The sequence below is a fragment of the Winogradskyella epiphytica genome (genome assembly GCF_003217215.1).
Lineage (GTDB): Bacteria > Bacteroidota > Bacteroidia > Flavobacteriales > Flavobacteriaceae > Winogradskyella > Winogradskyella epiphytica.
Map to the genome: position 1 here is coordinate 149,793 of NZ_QJTD01000004.1, position 21,953 is coordinate 171,745.

A 21,953-nucleotide genomic window follows, 5' to 3' on the forward strand; every position below is an offset into this window, starting at 1 on the left:
TTTATTAAAATAATTTTTTTTAGTTGGCTTTTATATAAGCTAAATAACGCTCATACTGTTCTGCATCTAAAATTGATTTAATCTTCTCTTGTAATTCTTTTTCGTTTCTTTCAAGGTTTTCTGAAGTTGAAGGATATACTTTAAAACTCGCCTTCACTTTACCGTATTTTTGAAATGCTGAATAAATTTCATCTCGCTGTTCATTGCTAAACTTAACATTAAGTCTCAACTCTTCTGTTTTTTCAGCAGCTACTTTATTAATTTCTTTGAGGTCTTGAGCTGTATTATTTTGAGCAGCAATTGATTGGCTACCAAGTAACATAGCACCTACAAATAGACAAAGTGTAAATATCTTTTTCATTATGGATTAATAGTTTTAAAATTGGACACTAAAATAACAATTTTATTCAATAAATAGAAAAAGTATCGACTAAGCGATACTTTTTTATTTTAAAAATCGAATTTGTCTTTTTTATTGCTGGGTTTTTTTGACTGCTTTCGGTTGGTGTTTTCTTTTCATTTTATTCTTTTTAGACAGCATATTTTCAAATTTAGCATATTGTTCTGGGCTAAGAATTGCTTTCATTTTGCGTTTCATTTCAATTCTCTCGTCCAACTTATCGCTTCTTCTTTTAACCAATTCATCTTTTGTGAGTTTTTCCTTTTCGGTATTGGAAGATGCTTTTCTTTCTTCTCTACGCTTTTGTATTTCTTCGGATTTACTCAATATCAAACTATGCACTTTTGCTTGTTGATCTGCCGTTAAATCTAGTTTTAAGGTAAGCTTTTTGGTTTGCAAATCTGCTCTATCTTGAGGAGTCAATTCTTTTCTTAATTCAGAAACTTGACTTCTTTCCATCTTTTTTTGTTCCTTTTGTTGCGCCATTCCGCTGAAGGAAATAAGCGCTAAGGTCATAATTGCTAATTTTTTCATGATTTATCTTTTTATGTTCTGCTATTTAAGACCGTAAATACTCTTAATCGTTTAATGAGATTTTGTTATTTAACAAAGAATTTAACATATAACAACCTATCTAATTACGAAGTACTTAGCCTAGAAACCTCAAATATTCCATATATTGAAAAGCAATAGGATTGTATAATGACAGTGCTATGGAATTTAAATCCTGAATAAATGCTAAATAATCAGCGGTCATTTTAATTAAAGGAAATTTTAAAACCTATGAAGTTTAAATTTAATAGAGAACTGACCGAATTAGTGGATAATAAGGTTATTTCAGAAGATACTGCCATTCGTATTACTGAATATTATAGGTATAAAGAGAAGGGGCAATCTAACCCTTTGTTTATGATTTTTGGAATCTTCGGTTCGGCTTTAGTCGGATTAGGGGTTATTTTAATTCTGGCTCATAATTGGGATCATCTATCAAGACCTATCAAGACCATTTTTGCCTTTCTTCCATTACTCATTGGGCAAGTGTTGTCGGGAATCGCTATACTGAAAAATAAAAGTCGGGCGTGGAAAGAATCTGCAGGCACATTTCTGTTTTTTTCCATAGGCGCGTCCATTGCACTTGTAAGTCAGATTTACCATATACCTGGCGATTTGAGTAGTTATTTGCTATTATGGATAAGCCTTGGATTGCCGCTGATTTATCTGCTAGATTCGAAAGCAGTCGACATGTTGGTTATAATATTGGCTACGTATTACGCCGTAGAGCTTGGTTATAGTTTTAATGGTGGGAGTAGGGTGCCTTGGTTGTATTTTTTGATCATGTTAGGAACTTTACCATTTTACATATCGGCCTTGTTAAAAAGTGCACAAGCCAATTCCACTGGAATTTTAAATTGGTTATATGCGGTGAGTTTAATGATAAGCTTGGGCACCTGTATCAATTCTAATTGGGCATTAGCGTTTTTGATGTATGCCTTGTTATTCGGAATGTATTATAATCTCGGCTATCTTAATGTTTATAGAAACGGGCTCCTTAGGAGAAATAGTTTTAAGCTTTTAGGATCATTAGGAACAGTGGTTTTATTGGTTGTTTTCTCCTTTAATGGTATTTGGGAAGACGTAGAAAGTAAGGTGTTTGTGGTTAACTCGCAAGAGTTGATCATTTCAGTTCTATTATTTGTGAGCGCTTTAGTTTTATTAGGCTTCAGTTACAAAAAGAGAACGGAAGTGATGTTGGATGTTTTTCAATTTGTGTTCCTCGTCTTTGTAATATTGTTTGCAATAGGTACTATAAATGCCGGATTAGCGACTGTACTTACTAATAGTATTTTGCTGCTTTTAGGATTATTTGCGGTGAAGTCTGGGACAGAGCGTTTAAGTTTTGGTATTCTAAATTATGGTCTGTTAATTATTTCAGTGACCATTATTTGTCGCTTTTTTGATACTGATATGAGCTTTGTTCTAAGAGGAATTCTGTTTGTTCTGGTTGGTCTAGGATTCTTCTTAACGAATTATTTCATGTTTAAAAAACAGAAGTCTATTCAGTCTTAACCCCGTTAAATCGCACTTATGAAATCTAAATATCTATTTATAATTTTCGTGGTTATTGCCGTTTTACAACTGTTTGCTCCTGCAAACATGATTTATAATCAAGAACATATTCTTAAAACAGGAACTTTATATAAATTTAAAACACAACCCATAGATCCGAATGACCCCTTTAGAGGGAAGTATGTGACTTTGAGTTATGAATTAAATTCTGCAAAAAGTAGAGATTCTACACTTCAAAAAGACGATAAGATTCTCGTGTATCTGGAAAAAGATAGTTCAGGATATGCACAAGTGAAAGCAGTAAGTAAGACGAAGATTGAAAACGAAAAAGATTTTATTGAAGTCAAGGTTGACTGGTATAATCCATATACCAATGATGTTGGTTTCAGTTTACCATTCAATCGCTATTATATGCAAGAATTTAAAGCCAAACCAGCAGAAAATATCTATAGAAAATACAATTCGGTTTTAGATACCATCAATCAGACTTATGCTTTAGTGTCTGTTAAAAATGGAGATGCGGTTTTAAAAGAGGTCTATATTAATGATCGACCTCTTCTGAATTATTTAGAACTAAAGACCTCTGAATGATATCCATAAAAAAAAGGCTTCAAATTGAATTGAAGCCTTTTTTGTTTTCTATAATTAGCCTTAAATTATTTAGGATCTAAAATAAGGTTGATTCGCTCTATAGCATCAGCAATATGAATTCTACTCATGGCATCTCTACCACGTGCCGAACGTAATTGATTACGTAAGGTAGTTAACTCAGCTCTTACTACAGCTCTAATATCAGACTGACTAGTATTTACTGCTGTCATTTTAACGTAGGCACTTCTTGATCGTCCACTTTGATTTTCAGCCGTCATTAAATAGGCTAATCTATCAATATGTGCACGTTGTAAATTACGTCTGTACGTATCGATACTTTGACCTGTACGTAATTCACTCCAAACACCTGAACGAAGATCTTTCATCATTTCTGTAAGTGCGTAAGCATTTGCATCAAAAGTATGTGCTTCAATTAAACGTTGCATTTTACCTAAACTTAAAATATTGTTTAGGGTTCTTTCTTGCATACCTCTAACACGTTCTACAGAGCCTGAAAACTCAATACGATCAAAAATATCCTTATCAATTAACCATTCTGGTGTTTCGAATAAGTGCTCTTGAATAAAAGCCATAGCTCTCTTTTGGTGATCTTTTGGAACGGCCGTATATACAGCGCCTTCTTGGTCTGCTGCTTTATAGTGCTCATAAACCCCACCAATATTATTAGATACGTGACCCATATAACGATTAAATTGCGCTAAAACATGTCCGTACATTTCTTCTAAATCGTCATAGTGCTCACCAGCTTCTGTTGTCCAATCAATTAAATTTGGAACAATACGCTTTAAGTTTTTAATCCCATAATCACTAGCAAGCATTGCGTCATCTCCTAAATCCTCAGTTTGAGAACTCGGGTCTACAACATCGCCAACTTGTTGATGACCAAAACGGTATAATGGATCACCTGCATGTTTCATAATCCACTCGTTAAGGATTGGTTTTTCCTCTTCAGCCGTTTTGTCTAAAATAGGTCTATAACCCCATTCGATAGCATATTTATCATAAGGACCGATATCTGGCATTAAAGCAACACCTTCATCTCCTGGTTGTGCGATATAGTTAAAACGTGCATAGTCCATGATTGATGGCGCAGTTCCGAATTTCTTGGTGAATTCAGCATCACGTAATTTTTCAACAGGATAAGCCACACTTGAACCCATATTATGAGGTAAACCTAAGGTGTGTCCTACTTCGTGAGAAGATACAAAACGAATTAAGCGTCCCATCACTTCGTCTTTAAATTGTGGGCTTTGTGCTTCAGGGTTTATAGCTGCTGTTTGAACAAAGAACCATCCTCTTAATAAGGACATTACGTTATGATACCAGTTAATATCACTTTCAATAATTTCACCAGTTCTTGGGTCACTTACGTGAGGTCCATTGGCATTAGGGATTGGAGATGCTAAATAACGCACTACTGAGTAGCGTGCATCTTCTGGGCTCCAATCTGGATCTTCTTCCACTGAAGGAGGGTCTTTGGCAATAATAGCTTCTTTAAATCCAGCAGCTTCAAAAGCTACTTGCCAATCTTCAATTCCTTGTTTGATATAAGGTCTCCATTTTTCTGGAGTTGCTCTATCGATATAATAAACGATTTGTTTTTTAGGAACTACAAGTTCACCACGTTTGAATTTTTCGATATCCTCGTCTTTGATTTCAAGCCTCCAACGGTCTAAATATTCTAAGGTCTTACTTTTTTGATCTTCTAATCCGTAATCGGTTTGTTTACTTGTAAACCATCCCACACGCTTATCGAAATAACGACGCTTCATAGGTGTGTCCGGTAACAAAATCATAGAGTTATTAATCTCTAGTGAAATTGTTCCTGTACTTGAATTTGAAGGTGGTTTTCCAGCCGTATACGTTTTTACGTGACGTGTTTCAATATTTCGTGGGTAACTTTTAATGGATTCGATAAACGATTTATCGCTTTCTAATCGAGATATCTTATAGGCTGTTCTTCTGAATTGTGGTAAACCTAATGGTTTAACATCCTTTTCGTAAAGAGGTGTTGCATCGATGACTGTACTTGTTGAATCTTTGCCTATAGCTTCAATAGGAAATGTGAATAGTACAGGCTCGAAGTTAGAGTTGATTACTGCTTCATTTACCGGAAGAGAATCGGCAGCCACCACGTTATAAGAGACTACTCGAAGTACTACTTTTTTGTCTCTTTTTTCCCAGCGTAATACTTGTTCATTTTGCTTTCCACCACCAAAACCAAGTCCTGATGCTGTTTTAGCAATACGAGTAACCATGAGCATTTCTCTATTAAAAAGAGAATCTGGGATCTCATAGTAGTATTTGTCATCTAAAGCGTGTACAGTAAATAATCCTTGGTCGCTTTTTGCGTCTTTAGTGATGACTTTTCCGTAAGGTTTAGGGTCGTTTTTTCCAGGTTTTTTTCCTGAATTTTGAGCCATTTCAGTGGCATCCTTTTTTGACTTTCCAGCGTTTTGCACGGTCGAGCATGAAAATGCAAGAAATGCAGACGCTACAAAGACTAATTTGATTGATACGTGTTTCAAAATTGTTGGTTTTAAAAAATTTTGTTGAAAATAAGGATTCTATTGATATTCCGAGAGTATTAAAAGCGACTTTAGTAAATCTTTAACGGGTTTAGTTTAGGGAATTCAGATATTCTTGAATTAAACTTACTCCTTCGTTATGCAGCATTGATGTTCCAATATATGGCATGCTTAATCCCTCTAAGTAAAATGAAATTCTATAATCGATACTAAAGCTGCGCTCAATAATTTGACTTTCCTCTAAAGGTGTTTCAAATGCCAGGTTTAAGGTGGATAAATCGTCGCAAGTACCACCAGGAACATGACAGTGCGCGCAATTAATATCCATATAGGCCCTAGCTCTGTATTCTAGCGGAATAGAAGTATCTTCCCAATTAGGAAGACTTCTTACTGAAGAACTATTTGAGAGGCCCGTTAGTTGTTGGTTAGTGATAAATTGCTCTAATTGATTCACGCCATTAATGTTGAAATTCATCGATCGTAATTTTGGGCCAATAGGTTGGGTGGAGCCATAATTGTTATGGCAGGTAAAGCAATCTGTATTTGAAGGGATTTTATAAGTGGTCGTCTGGCTGTTGCCTTCACTATCGATCCATGAAACAGGCAAAGAGCTGCCTGATAAGTCTAACACGGCCTCTGATTGCTCGTCATTCCATTTGTAATCGCCCGATTCCCATTCGCCATTAGTTTTTATTAATATGCGGGTCTCTATTATCGTACGGCCTAAGCTAAGGTCTCGTTCATCATTATTATAATAAAAGGTTTTAGCAATCAGGGTCCCGTCTGGAAAAATAGGTAAGCCGTCGCCATTAAAGGTCATGCTTGTCCCTTCAGGTAGAGCTATAAGGCGTTGTTTATGCGAGTAATCTGAAAATAGGGTGCTACTCAGATTGTATTCAAAAGCACGTGATGAATGATTTAATTCACTTAATTCACCAGTAAATAGATTGAGTTCAGAGAGGTTGGTTTTGAATTCTGCCACAACTTCGGGAGTTTCAACAGGGAAGATAGAGGGGTCTTTCTCACAAGAACTGAAAAGTAGGGTAAGAATAAGTAGTTTGAATAGGTTTTTCATGTTAAGAGATATGACTTTTCTAATTTAAATAAAGAATTCTAAAGTATAGAAAAACAGATTAAAAACTAATTTTTATCTGTTCATACTCCAAAAAACAGGATAAAAAAAAGGAATTACTCTTCAGTAACTCCTTTTCATGATTAAAATTTTAAGTTTAAACCAACTCAACAAATAGGCCCTCATCGGTTTTTTCTACCTTTGTTAAACCGTGTTTTCCTAAACCTTTGATGCCTTTATCCCAAGCTTTATTACTTAAGCCTGATTGCGATTTTAGAACATTTAAATCCATTCGATTTTGAAGTTTAAGAATTTCAAAAATCGTTTTTTCGTTATCGCTAAGATTTACTTTCTTCTTTTCTGGTCGCATTTGAGGGAAGAACAATACTTCTTGAATGCTTTGATTATTGGTGAGGTACATGATTAAACGGTCCATTCCAATTCCCATACCAGATGTTGGCGGCATTCCGTATTCTAAGGCACGTAAAAAATCGTAATCTATAAATTCGGTAGCTTCGTCATCGCCTTTTTGAGCGAGCTTCAGTTGCTCTTCAAAGCGCTCACGTTGATCTATTGGGTCATTAAGTTCGGAATAGGCATTAGCGATTTCCTTACCGCAAACCATCAATTCAAAACGCTCTGTTAATTCTGGGTTGTCTCTATGTTCTTTACATAGTGGACTCATTTCCTTTGGATAATCTGTGATGAACGTTGGTTGAATATAATTGCCTTCACACTTCTCTCCAAAAATCTCATCTATCAATTTGCCTTTACCCATGGTGTCATCCACTTCGATATGCATTGCTTTTGCAGCGGCTCTAATTTCATCTTCGGTTTTGTTATAAATATCAAAACCTGTGAATTCCAATATAGAATCACGCATGGTAATACGCTTGTATGGCGCTTTGAAATTGATTTTATGTTCACCGAAAGTTGCTTCCGATGTTCCGTTTACGGCAATGGCACAATGCTCTAATAAGCGCTCGCAGAAATCCATCATCCAATTGTAATCTTTGTAAGATACATAGATTTCCATGGCTGTAAACTCTGGGTTATGAGTTCTGTCCATCCCTTCGTTACGGAAGTTTTTAGAGAATTCATATACCCCATCAAAGCCACCAACAATTAATCGTTTTAGATATAATTCGTTAGCAATTCGCATATATAATGGAATGTCTAAACTATTGTGATGTGTTACAAATGGTCTTGCTGCAGCTCCTCCTGGAATAGGCTGTAAGATTGGCGTTTCAACTTCAAAATATCCTGCATCATTAAAAAATTGACGCATGGCATTGTAAAGCTTCGTTCGTTTGATGAACACTTCTTTTACATGTGGATTTACAGCCAAGTCGGCATAACGTTGTCTGTAACGCTGTTCAGGATCTGTAAACGCATCATAAGTCTTTCCATCTTTTTGCTTAGGAATAGGTAGCGGTTTTAAAGCCTTACTTAATAGTTTAAACTGCTTTACCATTACTGTCTTTTCACCCACTTGCGTTGTGAAAAGTTCACCTTCAATCCCTACAAAATCACCTAAATCTAGTAATTTCTTAAAGACATCATTGTACAAGGATTTATCTTCACCTGGACAGATTTCGTCTCTGTTAAAATATACCTGAATACGACCTTCACTATCTTGTAATTGAGCAAAAGAAGCTTTTCCTTGGATATTGATAGCCATTAGACGACCAGCAATAACTACCTGTTTACCATCTTCGTAATTCGATTTTATCTGTTTCGAAGTGTGATCAACTGGAAATAAATCCGCTGGATAAGGGTTGATTCCTAAAGCTCTAAGCTTGTCTAACTTTTGGCGTCTTACCAATTCTTGTTCTGAAAGTTGCATTCTGAATAATTTTATAATCTTGCCAATTTTTGACAAGCGTTTGCAAAATTACACTATTTAGAAAAATTAGGGAATTCTTTTAGGAATGTTTTAAGCATCTTAAGGCTTAAAACTTAACAATTGTATCAATTTTGTTCTATTATGAATGAAAACCACTGATTTTTGTAACATTATTGGTTCATTAGCGTCTAATCATTGTATTTTATTATCAATTAAATTATGAGTTTTTGGCGTGTTATACTTTCTATTATTTGTCCACCTTTAGCGGTTATTGATAAAGGCTGTGGTTCTATTCTTATCACTTTTATTTTATGGCTTTGTGGTTGGGCTCCGGGGGTGATTGCGGCCTTGATTATTTTAAATAATCCCAAAAGATAATAGTTGGTTTGAATGTTTTTATGGGCCCCATAGGAATATAAAAATTCAATAAGGAATAGCATTCTTCGTTTGTATTCGTATTGGTCTAATTACTTTTTAATTACCTTTGGTTCAAATTTTAGGTATGAAAATTCAATTATTATTTATTGCTATTCTTGTTCTTCTTACAAGTTGCAATGTTACCGAATCGATTGTTTTCAATAAGGATATGAGTGGCGATTTCAAGTCTTCATTTGATATGTCGCCTATGCTAAATTTTGCCAACTCTCAGAAGTCAGATGCTGAAAAAGAACAAAAGGCAAAAGAGCAGAAGATGGATACGACTATCGTTTTTAGTTCTTTAATGGAAACCTATAAGGATAGTATCTCTACACTTCCTGAAGCAGAACGTCTACGACTGGAAAAATTGAAAGATGTGACCATGAGCATAAGGATGGATGAGGAAGAACATATTTTTGAATTTAGTATTCTTAAACCATTTAAGTCGGTTAATGATTTAGAGAGTGTGCATGATCAAACTAATGAAGCCATTGGTATTGTGAAAACCTTAGGAAATAAGGAGGGGCAAGCTCCCGAAGATCAACTGGACGAATTAACAAAAACCGATCAAGTAATCTATACTTTTAAAAACAATACGTTTTCAAGAACTCAGTCTTTTCCTGAGACCGATGATAGTGTTATTGATAATGATTCGATTGAAGAAGAGGAATTAGATAATGAAAACACCGAAATAGAAGCTGATGCCGACGAATTCGGAGAGCAGTTTAAGGTGCAATTTGAGGAGATATTTGCCAAATCTAATTATACGTTGGTGTATACCTTTCCGAAGAAAATAAAATCGGTTAAGCATGAAGGAGCTACAATTTCTGAAGACGGGAAAACGGTCACGGTTGTAATGCCTTGGGATGTCATAAACAAAGATAATTCAGTGATGAATTTAAATATTATACTAGAAGATTAAGATTTTGAATAAAACAGTACAGATACAAGATTTAGGGACTAAAGATTTTAAAGAAACTTGGGATTACCAAGAGATGCTTTTTAAATCAATTTTAGATACAAAAATTAAGAATAGAAGAGAGGACGCTGGTTTAGAAACAGATAATTACTTTTTGTTTGTTGAGCATCCTCATGTTTATACATTAGGTAAAAGTGGAGATTTATCTAACTTGCTGCTTTCTGAAGAGCAATTGAAGGAAAAAGGAGCTACATTTTATAAAATAAATAGAGGAGGAGACATCACTTATCACGGTCCAGGTCAAATTGTGGGTTATCCAATTTTGGACTTAGATAATTTCTTCACGGATATCCATAAATATCTTCGTTTTTTGGAAGAAGCGATTATTCTCACCTTAGCTGAATACGGTTTGGAAACCGAGCGTAGTCCTGGAGAAACAGGAGTTTGGCTTGATGTAGGGACGCCATTTGCTCGTAAAATTTGCGCTATGGGAGTTAGAGCGAGCCGTTGGGTGACTATGCACGGTTTTGCTTTAAATGTGAATGCTGATTTAGGTTATTTTGATAATATTATTCCTTGTGGTATTCGCGGTAAAGCGGTCACAACACTTAATAATGAATTAGGTGTGGATAGGGTTGATGAAGCTGAGGTGAAAACAAAGATTTTAAAGCATTTTAAAGACTTGTTTGAAGCAGAATATGTTTATGAGCCTTCAGTGCTTTAATTTGAATTAGCGTTTCGGAGTTATAAATAATCGATGCCTTTAATTTCAAAAACACGCTCTTCTGTGGCGAGTTTTAATACGGCTTTTTCTCCCACTTTTTTATTGGTTAGTAACCTAGCTATTGGTGAGATAAATGCTATTTTACCTTTGGATATATCGGCCTCGTCTACACCAACTATTTGATACCTGTTGAGTTTGGGCTCTTTTCCGATTTTAAGTGTCACTGTGGCACCAAAGCGCACCTCTTCTTGTGGTTGTTTATCAAGCTCTACTATTTTGGCTGTTGCAATACGGTTTAGTAAGAGCTGTAATTTTGCATTAATGTGGTTGACGGCAATTCGCCTTTCGTTGTCGTTGGTGGTATCAAGCTTATCTCTTTCGTCTATTAACGACTGTTTTTCTTCCAATAGTTGATTCATACCAACTTGAGTCACGTAATTGGTCACCCCTTCCGGTAAGTCTGCTCTAGGTGGTACAATAGGAATTTCTTCCTGATCATCTTCTTTTACAAATCCTCTACTCATAATTTATTGAAACTTTTTTGCTGAATACTGTCCGATAAAATAAGCAATTAGTATCGGAATTATGCTAAAAGCGATGTGTTTGTTAAGCACATTGAATTCGTTTAGAGCTATAAATAACCCAGTTGCAATTATTATAAAGCTGAGATCGAAAATTCTTTTACTGGATTTCATGAGTATATCTATTTAGTCTTTGGTAAAGATAATTCATAATTATTGCTACTAAAAATCAATGTTTAAAACTTTGTACAGACTTTGTTTGAATGAATAAAACCTTTATAGAGAATGCTTGTTCTTGCGATAGGCTGTATATTAGCAAACTTAAAATAATCTACTGAAGACTGTATGAGTCTTAATCAAGTTAACATTACTTATGAAGCGTATTTATTCAAATTTATTATTTAAGGTTTTTATTGCCATAGTTTTAGGGATTCTTTTTGGTCAAGTTTTACCTGAATCCATAAACCGAATATTTACCACATTTAATGCGCTTTTTGGCCAATTTTTAAGTTTCTCTATACCTTTAATTATCATGGGCTTAATTATGCCTGCCATTTCCGATTTGGGTAGAGGTGCCGGAAAGTTATTATTGATTACAGCTTTGATAGCTTATGGTTCGACCTTGTTTTCTGGTTTTATGACCTATTTTACAGCTTCGAATATCTTCCCATTTCTATTAGAGTCGCATGTGGAAACTGCGGGGCAAATAGCGGATTCGGGTAAGGAATTGACGCCATACTTCAGTATTAATATACCTCCTGTTTTGGATGTAATGTCGGCCTTGGTTCTAGCGTTTGTTATTGGTTTAGGACTGTCGTTTCAAGAGAAATCGAATTTGAAATTAATAGTTAAGGACTTTCAGAAAATTATAATGCAATTAATAGAAAATGTCATCGTGCCTTTACTGCCGCTATTCATATTAGGCATATTTGTGAGTATGTCATTTAACGGTAAGGTATTCTCTATTTTATCCGTATTCATTAGCATTATAGGTGTTATTTTTGCGTTGCATATTCTTCTATTATTACTTCAATATGTGATAGCAGGAGTTGTAACAAAGCAGAACCCTATAAAGTTATTAATAACTATGATGCCCGCTTATTTTACGGCATTAGGGACTCAATCTTCGGCAGCGACTATTCCTGTGACTTTGAAACAAGCTTTAAAGAATGGTGTTTCAGAAAAAATTGCAGGATTTGTTATTCCCTTATGTGCTACCATTCACTTGTCTGGAAGTATTATGAAAATTACGGCCTGCGCAATGGCTTTAATGATATTACAAGGGATGCCTTTTAGTTTTGCTCTATTCTCTGGTTTTATCTTTGTTTTAGGAATCGCGATGATTGCAGCACCAGGAGTGCCTGGAGGCGCGATTATGGCGGCCGTAGGAATCTTACAGTCTATGTTAGGATTTAACGAAGATATGATAGGTCTTATGATTGCCTTGTATATTGCTATGGACAGCTTCGGAACCGCTTGTAATGTCACCGGAGATGGTGCTATTTCTTTAGTGGTCGATAAGATAACTAAAGAAAAGATCGTCGCTTAACCACTTCGTTAAGACTCATCATTAAAAAACACTTTATAATAGTGCATTTTTTTGTCTTCGTCGTAACCGCGTTCTAAATACTCTGCTGAAGCATCTGGCGCATCGACATCGAGTTTGATTTGAATATTCGTATCGAGTTTTATCTCTGTTTTTATCTTTTGTTTTTGCTTTTTTAAGGCAATTTCAGAGACGTCAAACTGATTTCTAATGAGAACTTTATGGTCTGATTCGTAGTTTTTCTTATAATCTTCAAAGAGTTGAATTTTGTCTTCTTCATCAAAGACTTCCTCTTTAAAAGTTTCGATGTTTACAATTTCATTTTCCTTGAAAAAATCGACGGTTTTAGCTAGGAAATTACTTTGCTCTTGGCCACCAAAATTAGGTTGAAGTACTTCTTTTGAAAACTCTCTACAAAGCTCGATACAGTTTTTTGTATGTTGGTTACTATCGTCAGGATATCTGATGTTTAAAAAACTTTTTATCCAATATTGTGTATCGTAAGTATTGTTATCTACACTGAACACAATTTTTCCTTCCATATCGGAAGTATTTAGGATTAAACAACCCTTGTCCACCTTCTTGGCTTGGATGCCTTTCTGAACTAAAATATCGTAGTTGTTATCCTCTAAATAGGTTTGAAAAAACTCGGTTTTATTTTCAATTTTAAAAATACCAATAGCGTCTGTAAAATAGTCTTCGTATTGTACATTTTCGAAATGACAAACAAGCACATCTCCGGTCTTAATTTGTGCTGAATTACTCTGCTCAAATAAGTGGGTGACAATATGTTTTGATATCTCTACAAAATCGGCATCCTCTTTAAACAATTGGTCGCTGTAGATGTTGATTTCATTGAGTCCAACATCACTGTGGTGATGGAATCTGTAGCTCTCTGCAACACTCACAAAAGGTTTTAAAAGATAAGGAAGCATTAAGTTATAAGTGGCTTCGTCAAAATCTACTGTAGCATCAGAGAAGGCATTTTTGGTGCCGTTAAATTTGTTTCCAACCTTGTGTATAATACAGCTTTTTAAAGAGGCTTTTTGTCGTTTAATCATTTTAAAATGTTTGCAAATTGTTTGTCACTAATAAAGGCTTTTAAGTTTATAAAACCAAAACCTAAATTTAAGACTACAATACTACAAAAGGAAAGATATATAAATTATAAAACGACCATTTAATTTTGATATTTTAAGACTTAAAACCTTCTTTATATTTTTATAAATTCCACACGTCGGTTTTGCGCTTTACCATCTGATGTACTATTGTCCCCAACGGGCTCGCTCGAGCCTTTACCATCTGTGGTTAAGCGTTCTTCTGAAATATTATAAATGGAAACTAAGGCCTCTTTTACAGCTGCGGCTCTGGCTTTTGAAAGTTTTAGATTCGCATCCGTTTTACCATCAGAGTCTGTATGACCTATAATGTTCAATTTTATCGATTCATCTTGTTTTAAGACTTGTGAAATTTGAAGCACAATGCCCAGGGATTGGGGTTCAATTTTTGCTGAGCCTGATTCAAATAAAATGCCATTCGTAGAAATTTTCCCTTCCGACATTAACTTTCGTCTTAAATCGACACCACCTTTAGCTACTTTAAGGTTATTAATAAATATACGTTCACCGTCATGGACTAGGCTCACAATGCCAAATTTTATATGGTTGAGCACATTAGATTCTTCAATAAACCTTGGAATATCGAGGTGCTTGGTTTCATTTATCCATAGTCTAAAACGGTGTTTAGTTACCGATATGGCGATATGAGGTTGGTTTAAAATCTCGTTTCTAATATCTGTAGAAATATGACTATCAATGGTGCCTGGGCTTCCATTAAAATAGTTGTAATTGTGAATGCTAAAAATATTATGTTGGCCTAAAGGAATTGAAACTTTTACAAAGTGATCTTTGCCATCTTCGAATGTATTGGTATCACTGATGTATATGGAGAACATGGCGTTAGCAGAGGTTTTTTTAGACAAACCAGATGTAAGTAAATCGAATTCGATGGAGTAGTCTTCTGGCAAACTTTTTACATCTGGGATAGAATAAATTTTGCGTCCTGGCTGCATTTCAAACCAATTCCCTTCAGCATTATTAATTCTTACCACCTCACCAGAACCATTGGTGTTCCATCGTGATGGAAAATCACCTATAAAATCTTCAGAGAAATCATCAAAAAATAAAGTTTCATCACCTGGAACAAAATCATATTTACTGTAAACTTCTAGGTCTTTTGAGATGTTTGAAGAAGCAGTGCTAGTGTTGCTATGCGTGTTTGTACTGCTTGTTGAATTGTCGTTAGAGGCTTCTACTGTTTGGTCTTTGTCTTCTGAAGTGTTTTCTTCCTTTTTCTTATTGCGTTCACGTTGGCCAAGTAATAATTCTTTTGATGTAGAAATACTGTAGGATAGCGCTTTTTTTGCCTTATTGATTTGTAAGGTAGCTTTGGCTTGTTTTAGAGCGCCTTTGCCGTCTAAGTCATTGAGAATATTAGGCGCATTTTCACTGACTATAGTAACCTCTTCAAGCGCCTCTTCTAAAACATCTATGTCCTCATCATCTAATGGTGTTCCGGAAGCGGCGTAACCGTCATACTTATACACTTTCTCATATAAGTTGAAGGATTTCTGAACGAAATTATCGACACTAGATATGCCAACTCTGCTTCTTGGACGTTTGATTTTTTTGGTTTGCGCATCCACATGAGGAATAACAAACATTAGGAGTAAAACCGATAAGCATAACTGCTTATAAAATAGTGAATATTTCATATAAGTAATTGATTAATAGCTCTGTAAACTTAAGAATAACTAATCAATTTAAAAAATGAAAACTCAGTTTTGCCTAGTGTAACTTGTAAACAACGATGGTTTTATCATCACTTTGTGTAATAAGTTCCAAACTTTGGTCTTTATCTAATTTTTGTAATTCGGCAGGCCCTGTTCCAAAAACAGGAAAATTAGGAATAGGCTCAGCTTGGCTATCAAAAAGATAGACCTTTTTAGATTGTAAATCTGTAGTGCTGACGTAAATTTTATCATTCAAATAGAAGATTCGCGGTTCGGTATATTCCCCGTAATCTAAATCTACTGTTCTAGATTTAATCTTTAATTTATTTTCTGTTAAAGTGACTAAAGTTTTACTGGTGGTAGTAATACGATGCTTGTCTGTTAGATTTAAGCTAGTAGTATTTATTCGCCCACGAGTGTCAACTTGTGCAAGTTGGCCTAGTGTATTGGTCGTTGTGAACTTATTTTGGTATAAATAAATATCATTACCCGAAAAGTGAATTTTATCCTTCACATTAATTCTTATAGAGCCTTGGCGGTTTAGAATTTTGAGTGTTTCTCCTGCGCCAAATACGATATAGTCTTTAGAACCAATTCTGAAATGATGTGGTTGTGAAATAATTTCAGACCCTTTGCTTTTGTATTTGAAGCCATTCATGAATTTCCCCTTCGCAGTGTACATGAGAAGGTTTTTACCTTGGGTGATTAACAACCTATAGTTTCTTCTATTTTCATAATCAAATACAGAAAGGGGTTGTGTGATTTCGTCATTATACTTTAAGGGAAAAGGGGATACGTTATTCCCATTTCTATCTAATACGTACAAGCGGTGAGGTGTGGCAAATGCCAATTGTAATCGGCCATTTTTATACATGTCTATTTGCTCGACTTGGCCAAGGATTTTACCGTGCAATTGTTTCTTCCAAAGAATGCTTCCAGAACTAGAAATTAAGTATAGCACGTTGTTAACGTCCTGCACCACGATATCATGTGATTTGGATACATGATTAATAACGGTCTGTGGTGGCGTTAGGATGGAGGCGTCTATTTTAGTAGTGAATACTTCGGTCACTGAGTTTGAGGCGGCTCTTTTCTTGAATTCACGGATTATCCCATTAACGTAAGTGAAATTATCTTCTCGAATAAACTGAACAGCATTGGCATTGTAATTATCCATAGGTTGGCCTAAAGCGTTAGAAAGGGCCTCGTCATTTTTAAATATAAATAATGACGATTCGCTACTCAACTTTTGATTGATGTTTTTAAAAGCTTCTGAATTAGATAATGTATTGGAATTAAGTGCGTGTGTTAATACCTGTTTTAGTTGATCTAGAGTACTCGCAAATACCATGAAGTTTTCATATACCGAAAAGTACTGGGCATTATCGTAGCTTATAAAAGGTTTAAGTTTCGTGGTGAAAAATTCCGGTTGTTCAAATTCGAAAATATCAATAGAGCGGAAAGTTTCAGTTACGGATTTTTCTTCTATAGATTCTAAAATAAGCTTTGGGTCTAAAGTATGAAGCACAAGCGCCTCGTCAATTAAGGCAATTTCATTTGTGAAATTTAAAAAACTTTCAGTGCTCACCTCTTCATCATCATTATTGTTGAAGGTTTTGAGATTTTTATTAAATACTGAAAAATCGTCATAAGCTATACTTATCAAAGAGCTCGTATTATATGGAGCAATGGAAGGTGTGTTTGTTTTTTGAGGTAAGGTGTTTTTAAATATCTCAAGGTGATTTGTACTGGAATCTTTTGATGTGAGAATTCCACTGTAATGTAAACCTTTGTCTATATAGTTAAAGTCTAGCACGGTAAAGTTGCTCTTGTCATTACCGAGAACGTCAGAGAATAGAAGTTTTGAATAATTGTTGGCTGTAGATTTAAATAAAACAGACGCTACAGATTTGTGATTCGTTGATTCAATTAAACGACTGAGCTCCGTATCTTCATTCTTAGAGTTAAGTTCCTGAAGAACCTTTAAATTGTTGGATGCAGCAAATGTTTTTCCAACGACTTTGTGATATATGGTAGACTTTTCAATTTGAGTTTCTTGGATATCTAAGTCTACTAAAGTTTTAGAAATGTGATTAGGTATGGAGTCTACGACAAATAAAGTACTGTCGTTTGGAGTAAGAATGACATAATCTGAATTTCCTTTAATGGTATCTAATAAGGATATGAATACTTTTTGTGTTGTATTAAAGTGCTTGAGGATTTGGGAAGCATTTTTTAAATCGTCATTATGTATACCTGATAGAACATCATTGTTTTTAATACTACTGATAAAATCATTGAGCTCATTAATTTGTATAACAGCTTGAGTGTTTTTGGGAATAAACTGATGTGGCTGTTTCGTTTTATTATAATCTTTCTGGCAAGCAAATAATAAGATGAACAAAATCGAAAATAACCCAAGTCGCTTCATTAAGATAAAATTTAGATTACAAATATAAAAAGTTAAATATCCAATTGGTATTGCTCGGGTAATAATCTAAATGATTTTCTATGATATTTGGTTATACCATACTTTTTAATAGCCTCTCTGTGTTCTCGAGTTGGATAGCCTTTGTTTTTTTTCCAATTGTACATAGGGTATTCTTCATGGATTCTCTCCATATATTCATCTCTATATGTTTTGGCTAGTATAGACGCTGCTGCTATGCTCAAATATTTACCATCTCCTTTAATTATTGTAGAATAAGGGATGTTTTTGAATGGTTTAAATTTATTTCCATCAACTATTATGTATTCTGGTGATTGTTTTAGTTGTGAAATGGAACCATGCATTGCTTTAATTGATGCGTTTAATATATTAATTCTGTCAATTTCAGATTCAAAAATATGTTGAACACCGAACGAAAGGCTTTCAATTTCAATTATGGGTTTTAAGATATGCCTTTTCTTTTCCGATAGTTGTTTAGAGTCGTTAAGCAAAGAATTGTTGAAAGATTGAGGTAGAATTACCGCTGCAGCCGTAACAGGGCCAGCTAAACAACCTCTTCCTGCTTCATCTGTGCCACATTCAAAACTATAGGTAGAAAACTGTTTTTTTAGAGCCAAAGCATTAAATTTTGAACAAAGTTAAAATTTTAACGCAACCCTTTTACAATTTTCACATCTAAGTATTGAGTAGCAGTGTTAAACAGTGGAAAAATCAGGATTATGGAATTCCTAATAATTACGCAACCCATTAACATATTTTTGGCAAAAAGGCTTGTTTATTTAATATTAAATTAAGATGTTTGCAGCTAGACTAACTCAAATAATTGTTTTATGAAATTAAAGTTAACATGGTTATTGACGCTTTTTATGGCGTTCGTGATGCAATTTTCTTTTGCACAAGAGAAAACTGTCACAGGTACAGTAACAACGGCTGCGGATGGTTTACCTCTTCCTGGTGCGAGTGTGATTGTAAAAGGGACCTCAAGGGGTCAACAAACTGATTTCGATGGAAAGTATTCCATTCAAGTCAATCAAGGAGATGTTTTAGTAATTTCTTATGTGGGTATGAAGCCTGGAGAAGTTCTTATAGGTGCTGCTAGTACTTACAACGTTGCTTTAGAGGATGCAAATACTCTAGATGAAGTTATCGTTGTTGGGTATGGTACTACAACTAAAGATGCTTTTACTGGTACAGCAACAAAAATTAATGCTGAAAACCTAGAAGCTAAAACAGTATCTAACTTATCTCAAGCTCTTAAAGGTGAGGTTGCAGGTGTGAATGTTGTAACAGGAAATGGTGCGCCAGGTTCTTCTGCAACAGTACGTATTCGTGGATTTGGTTCTGTTAACGGTAACCAATCTCCATTATATGTAGTAGATGGTGCTCCATATAATAGTGATATCTCTTCGATTAACGCAGCAGATATTGAAAGTACAACTGTATTAAAAGATGCAGCGGCTACTTCTATTTATGGATCAAGAGGTGCTAACGGTGTAATTTTAATTACAACTAAGCAAGGTAAAACAGGAACTTCTAAAATTACAGTAGATTTTAAAACAAGTATCAATACTTTGTTTTTACCTCAATATGATGTGATTGAGTCTCCAGAAGAATATATGGAGGTGTCTTGGAGATCTCTTGTAAATAAAGGTGCTTTATTAGGTCAGGCTGATCCAGCTGCTTGGGCAAGTGCTAATTTATATGGTACTCCAGAAGGTATTAACAATCAGTATAACATTTGGGATGCTCAAGGTTCTGATTTAATTAATCCTTCTACAGGTAAATTTAACCCAGGTATTGCTAGAAAGTATACGCCAACAAAATGGTCTGATGCTGCTTTTAATACTAGTTACAGACAAGAAGCTAACGTTCAGTTTAGTGGAGGTAACGAAAAAACTCGTTTCGCAACATCTTTTGGTTACTTAGATGATCAAGGGTATGCAATTAAGTCGAGATATACGAGATATGCTACAAGAATTAACTTAGAGCATAAAGCTAAAGATTGGTTAACTATAGGAGGTAATATCGCTTTCACTGGAAGTAGATATGTAAACTCTTCTGATGCGGAAAATGAAGCAAGTTCTTCAGGTAACATTTTTGCACTTACAAGTACGACTCCAACAATTTACGATGTGTATCTTAGAGATGCTGATGGTAATCGTATTGCAGATCCTATCTTCGGAGGTTACCAATTTGATTATGGTGGAGAGTACGGAAGACGTGCTTGGACTAATACAAATGGTATCGCAGATGCTAACTATGATTTAGTACAAACTGATGTAGCTACTGTTCTTGGAAACTTTAATGTAGGTGTTGATTTTACAGATTACTTAAAATTAGAGCTTCGTTACAGTGGACAGTATAATGACGAAGATTACGCGTCTAGAGCTAACCCATTCTATGGTGGTTCTGCAGATGTTGGTGGTACATTATTTAAAGTACAAGATTTAAATATCAACCAAAACTTCTTACAGTTATTACGTTTCAATAAATCATACGGAGCTCATACTGTAGAGGCTTTCGTAGCTCACGAATCTACTGAGAATAGATTTAAGAGAATGGGGGCAGGTGCTCAAACAGCAATCCTTCCAAACACTTTAGATTTAGCACAATATACAACTCCATTTGGTAAGGCGTATTCGTTTACTCAAGGATGGACATTAGATAGTTATTTCTCTCAATTGAATTATAACTATGATGGTAAGTATTACTTTACTGCATCTGTTAGACGAGATGGTTCTTCACGTTTCTTAAACGATAAGTGGGGTACTTTTGGTTCTGCAGGTCTTGGATGGGTTGTAACTTCAGAAGATTTTATGGCTAATTCAGGTGTGTTAGATTACTTAAAAGTAAAAGGTAGTTATGGTGTAATTGGAGATCAAGGTACTAACTTACAGTACGGATGGCAATTATATAACATCAATGATACTGCTGACGGTAGTTATTCATTTACACAAGGTGCTACTTTAGCTAACCCAGATTTAACTTGGGAAACTTCTAAAATTGCACAAGTTGGTTTTGAAAGTACTTGGTTCAATGACAGATTAGATCTTGATGTTGATTACTATGTGAAAAACACAACTAACTTATTCTTTGACCAAAGCTTACCAGGATCTAGTGGTTCAGCTAATATTCAGTATAACGATGGTAAATTACAAAACAGAGGTTTAGAGTTTAGCGCTAACTACAGATTATTAAGAGATGGTGACTTTAAATTATCTTTAGGTGTAAACGGTGAAATGTTTGAAAACGAAATCACTGAAATGCCAAATGATTATTTAACTGGAGAGCCTAAAGTATTAGATGGTAGATTATCTCAAGGAAAATCTCTATACGATTGGTATATGCGTGAGTGGGCTGGTGTAGATCCTGCATCTGGTGCTGCTTTATGGAATATGTACTATGATGATGTAGATAATAATGGTGTATTCAGCCCTGGTGACGAGAAGATAGGTAGTATGACTATTTATTTAGATGAGAACCCAAATGCTAATGTAAGAAAAACAGTAACTGACACTTATACAGATGCTACGAACAAGTATGTTGGAAAATCTGCAATTCCTAAGGTAAGAGGTGGTTTCCGTCTTAATACTGGGTACAAAGGATTTGACTTAACTGCACAGTTCAGCTATAGTATTGGTGGTTATGTGTATGACAGTGGATACGCAAGATTAATGGAAAACAGAAACTTAATTGGATCTGATAACTTCCATACAGATGTTAGAGATGCATGGCAACAGCCAGGTGATATCACTAATATCCCTAGATTCTCTGCAGGTTATAGTGCTGATACTAGATTTAGTGGAACGTCTACTCGTTTCTTAACAAAGGCAGATTACTTATCATTAAATAACGTAAACCTTAGCTATACATTACCTAAGCAAGCAGTTAGTGATATGAATCTTACTAATGTAAGATTATTTGTATCTGGAGATAACTTAATGATGTTAAGTGCTAGAGATGGATTAAACCCAGCTACACTTATCAGCAGTACTAACTCTGGTATCTATATGCCAATGACTTCTTTTAGTCTTGGTGCAAAAATTGAATTTTAAAAAAAC

Annotated in this window: 17 protein-coding genes; 7 read left to right on the forward strand and 10 right to left on the reverse strand. The window is 35.0% G+C overall.

What is annotated here, in order from left to right; translation table 11 throughout:
• Window positions 1-19: 19 nt before the first annotated feature.
• Window positions 20-361, reverse strand: coding sequence for a hypothetical protein (locus DFQ11_RS10805; protein WP_146221527.1), 342 nt, complete (start codon window positions 359-361; stop codon window positions 20-22).
• Between the two features lie 111 nt (window positions 362-472).
• Window positions 473-934: a Spy/CpxP family protein refolding chaperone gene (locus DFQ11_RS10810; protein ID WP_110475898.1), complete on the reverse strand. Its 462-nt coding sequence runs from the start codon at window positions 932-934 to the stop codon at window positions 473-475.
• A 249-nt stretch (window positions 935-1,183) separates the two neighbouring features.
• Between DFQ11_RS10810 and DFQ11_RS10815 the strand changes: the two genes are divergently transcribed.
• A complete protein-coding gene (locus DFQ11_RS10815; RefSeq protein WP_110475899.1) occupies window positions 1,184-2,467 on the forward strand; it encodes a DUF2157 domain-containing protein in 1,284 nt (427 codons plus the stop codon).
• Window positions 2,468-2,485: 18 nt separating this feature from the next.
• Window positions 2,486-3,058: a GDYXXLXY domain-containing protein gene (locus tag DFQ11_RS10820; RefSeq protein WP_110475900.1), complete on the forward strand. Its 573-nt coding sequence runs from the start codon at window positions 2,486-2,488 to the stop codon at window positions 3,056-3,058.
• Between the two features lie 65 nt (window positions 3,059-3,123).
• On the opposite strand, the gene DFQ11_RS10825 is transcribed toward DFQ11_RS10820, so the two are convergent.
• From DFQ11_RS10825 to lysS, 3 genes are all read right to left on the reverse strand, one after another.
• The gene (locus tag DFQ11_RS10825) at window positions 3,124-5,610 is read right to left on the reverse strand and encodes a zinc-dependent metalloprotease (protein ID WP_373287855.1); all 2,487 of its coding nucleotides are present in this window, start codon (window positions 5,608-5,610) and stop codon (window positions 3,124-3,126) included.
• An 88-nt stretch (window positions 5,611-5,698) separates the two neighbouring features.
• A complete protein-coding gene (locus tag DFQ11_RS10830; protein ID WP_229791284.1) occupies window positions 5,699-6,682 on the reverse strand; it encodes a hypothetical protein in 984 nt (327 codons plus the stop codon).
• A gap of 154 nt (window positions 6,683-6,836) precedes the next feature.
• A complete protein-coding gene (lysS, locus tag DFQ11_RS10835) occupies window positions 6,837-8,525 on the reverse strand; it encodes a lysine--tRNA ligase (protein WP_110475923.1) in 1,689 nt (562 codons plus the stop codon).
• Between the two features lie 219 nt (window positions 8,526-8,744).
• On the opposite strand from lysS, the gene DFQ11_RS10840 reads away from it, so the two are divergent.
• The 3 genes from DFQ11_RS10840 to lipB all read left to right on the forward strand — a co-directional run bounded on the left by DFQ11_RS10840 (window position 8,745) and on the right by lipB (window position 10,585).
• Window positions 8,745-8,903, forward strand: a complete 159-nt coding sequence (locus DFQ11_RS10840; protein WP_110475901.1) for a YqaE/Pmp3 family membrane protein — start codon at window positions 8,745-8,747, stop codon at window positions 8,901-8,903.
• A 124-nt stretch (window positions 8,904-9,027) separates the two neighbouring features.
• A complete protein-coding gene (locus DFQ11_RS10845) occupies window positions 9,028-9,864 on the forward strand; it encodes a hypothetical protein (protein ID WP_146221528.1) in 837 nt (278 codons plus the stop codon).
• Window positions 9,865-9,868: 4 nt separating this feature from the next.
• Window positions 9,869-10,585, forward strand: coding sequence for a lipoyl(octanoyl) transferase LipB (lipB, locus tag DFQ11_RS10850; RefSeq protein ID WP_110475903.1), 717 nt, complete (start codon window positions 9,869-9,871; stop codon window positions 10,583-10,585).
• A 20-nt stretch (window positions 10,586-10,605) separates the two neighbouring features.
• Here the strand turns inward: lipB and DFQ11_RS10855 are convergent, their stop codons facing one another.
• Complete coding sequence (locus tag DFQ11_RS10855; RefSeq protein ID WP_110475904.1) at window positions 10,606-11,109, reverse strand: GreA/GreB family elongation factor; 504 nt, start codon at window positions 11,107-11,109, stop codon at window positions 10,606-10,608.
• Window positions 11,110-11,479: 370 nt separating this feature from the next.
• On the opposite strand from DFQ11_RS10855, the gene DFQ11_RS10860 reads away from it, so the two are divergent.
• The gene (locus DFQ11_RS10860; RefSeq protein WP_110475905.1) at window positions 11,480-12,655 is read left to right on the forward strand and encodes a dicarboxylate/amino acid:cation symporter; all 1,176 of its coding nucleotides are present in this window, start codon (window positions 11,480-11,482) and stop codon (window positions 12,653-12,655) included.
• Window positions 12,656-12,663: 8 nt separating this feature from the next.
• On the opposite strand, the gene DFQ11_RS10865 is transcribed toward DFQ11_RS10860, so the two are convergent.
• From DFQ11_RS10865 to DFQ11_RS10880, 4 genes are all read right to left on the reverse strand, one after another.
• Window positions 12,664-13,713 carry a nucleoid-associated protein gene (locus DFQ11_RS10865; protein WP_110475906.1) on the reverse strand — a complete coding sequence of 350 codons (1,050 nt, stop codon included), beginning with the start codon at window positions 13,711-13,713 and terminating at the stop codon, window positions 12,664-12,666.
• Window positions 13,714-13,865: 152 nt separating this feature from the next.
• Window positions 13,866-15,425 (reverse strand): OmpA family protein, encoded by a 1,560-nt coding sequence (locus DFQ11_RS10870; RefSeq protein ID WP_110475907.1) that lies wholly within the window; start codon window positions 15,423-15,425, stop codon window positions 13,866-13,868.
• A 73-nt stretch (window positions 15,426-15,498) separates the two neighbouring features.
• On the reverse strand, window positions 15,499-17,874 hold the full coding sequence (locus tag DFQ11_RS10875; RefSeq protein WP_110475908.1) for a ribonuclease HII: 2,376 nt from the start codon (window positions 17,872-17,874) through the stop codon (window positions 15,499-15,501).
• Window positions 17,875-17,906: 32 nt separating this feature from the next.
• Window positions 17,907-18,509: a ribonuclease HII gene (locus tag DFQ11_RS10880; RefSeq protein ID WP_110475909.1), complete on the reverse strand. Its 603-nt coding sequence runs from the start codon at window positions 18,507-18,509 to the stop codon at window positions 17,907-17,909.
• 213 nt (window positions 18,510-18,722) lie between these two features.
• On the opposite strand from DFQ11_RS10880, the gene DFQ11_RS10885 reads away from it, so the two are divergent.
• A complete protein-coding gene (locus tag DFQ11_RS10885) occupies window positions 18,723-21,947 on the forward strand; it encodes a SusC/RagA family TonB-linked outer membrane protein (RefSeq protein ID WP_110475910.1) in 3,225 nt (1,074 codons plus the stop codon).
• The last annotated feature ends 6 nt before the right edge of the window (window positions 21,948-21,953 follow it).

Bases quoted from the DNA above. Each gene is read 5' to 3' on its own strand.
- DFQ11_RS10805 (WP_146221527.1), bottom strand. From the start codon at position 361: ATGAAAAAGATATTTACACTTTGTCTATTTGTAGGTGCTATGTTACTT.
- DFQ11_RS10810 (WP_110475898.1), bottom strand. From the start codon at position 934: ATGAAAAAATTAGCAATTATGACCTTAGCGCTTATTTCCTTCAGCGGA.
- DFQ11_RS10815 (WP_110475899.1), top strand. From the start codon at position 1,184: ATGAAGTTTAAATTTAATAGAGAACTGACCGAATTAGTGGATAATAAG.
- DFQ11_RS10820 (WP_110475900.1), top strand. From the start codon at position 2,486: ATGAAATCTAAATATCTATTTATAATTTTCGTGGTTATTGCCGTTTTA.
- DFQ11_RS10830 (WP_229791284.1), bottom strand. From the start codon at position 6,682: ATGAAAAACCTATTCAAACTACTTATTCTTACCCTACTTTTCAGTTCT.
- lysS (WP_110475923.1), bottom strand. From the start codon at position 8,525: ATGCAACTTTCAGAACAAGAATTGGTAAGACGCCAAAAGTTAGACAAG.
- DFQ11_RS10840 (WP_110475901.1), top strand. From the start codon at position 8,745: ATGAGTTTTTGGCGTGTTATACTTTCTATTATTTGTCCACCTTTAGCG.
- DFQ11_RS10845 (WP_146221528.1), top strand. From the start codon at position 9,028: ATGAAAATTCAATTATTATTTATTGCTATTCTTGTTCTTCTTACAAGT.
- DFQ11_RS10855 (WP_110475904.1), bottom strand. From the start codon at position 11,109: ATGAGTAGAGGATTTGTAAAAGAAGATGATCAGGAAGAAATTCCTATT.
- DFQ11_RS10860 (WP_110475905.1), top strand. From the start codon at position 11,480: ATGAAGCGTATTTATTCAAATTTATTATTTAAGGTTTTTATTGCCATA.
- DFQ11_RS10865 (WP_110475906.1), bottom strand. From the start codon at position 13,713: ATGATTAAACGACAAAAAGCCTCTTTAAAAAGCTGTATTATACACAAG.
- DFQ11_RS10870 (WP_110475907.1), bottom strand. From the start codon at position 15,425: ATGAAATATTCACTATTTTATAAGCAGTTATGCTTATCGGTTTTACTC.
- DFQ11_RS10875 (WP_110475908.1), bottom strand. From the start codon at position 17,874: ATGAAGCGACTTGGGTTATTTTCGATTTTGTTCATCTTATTATTTGCT.
- DFQ11_RS10885 (WP_110475910.1), top strand. From the start codon at position 18,723: ATGAAATTAAAGTTAACATGGTTATTGACGCTTTTTATGGCGTTCGTG.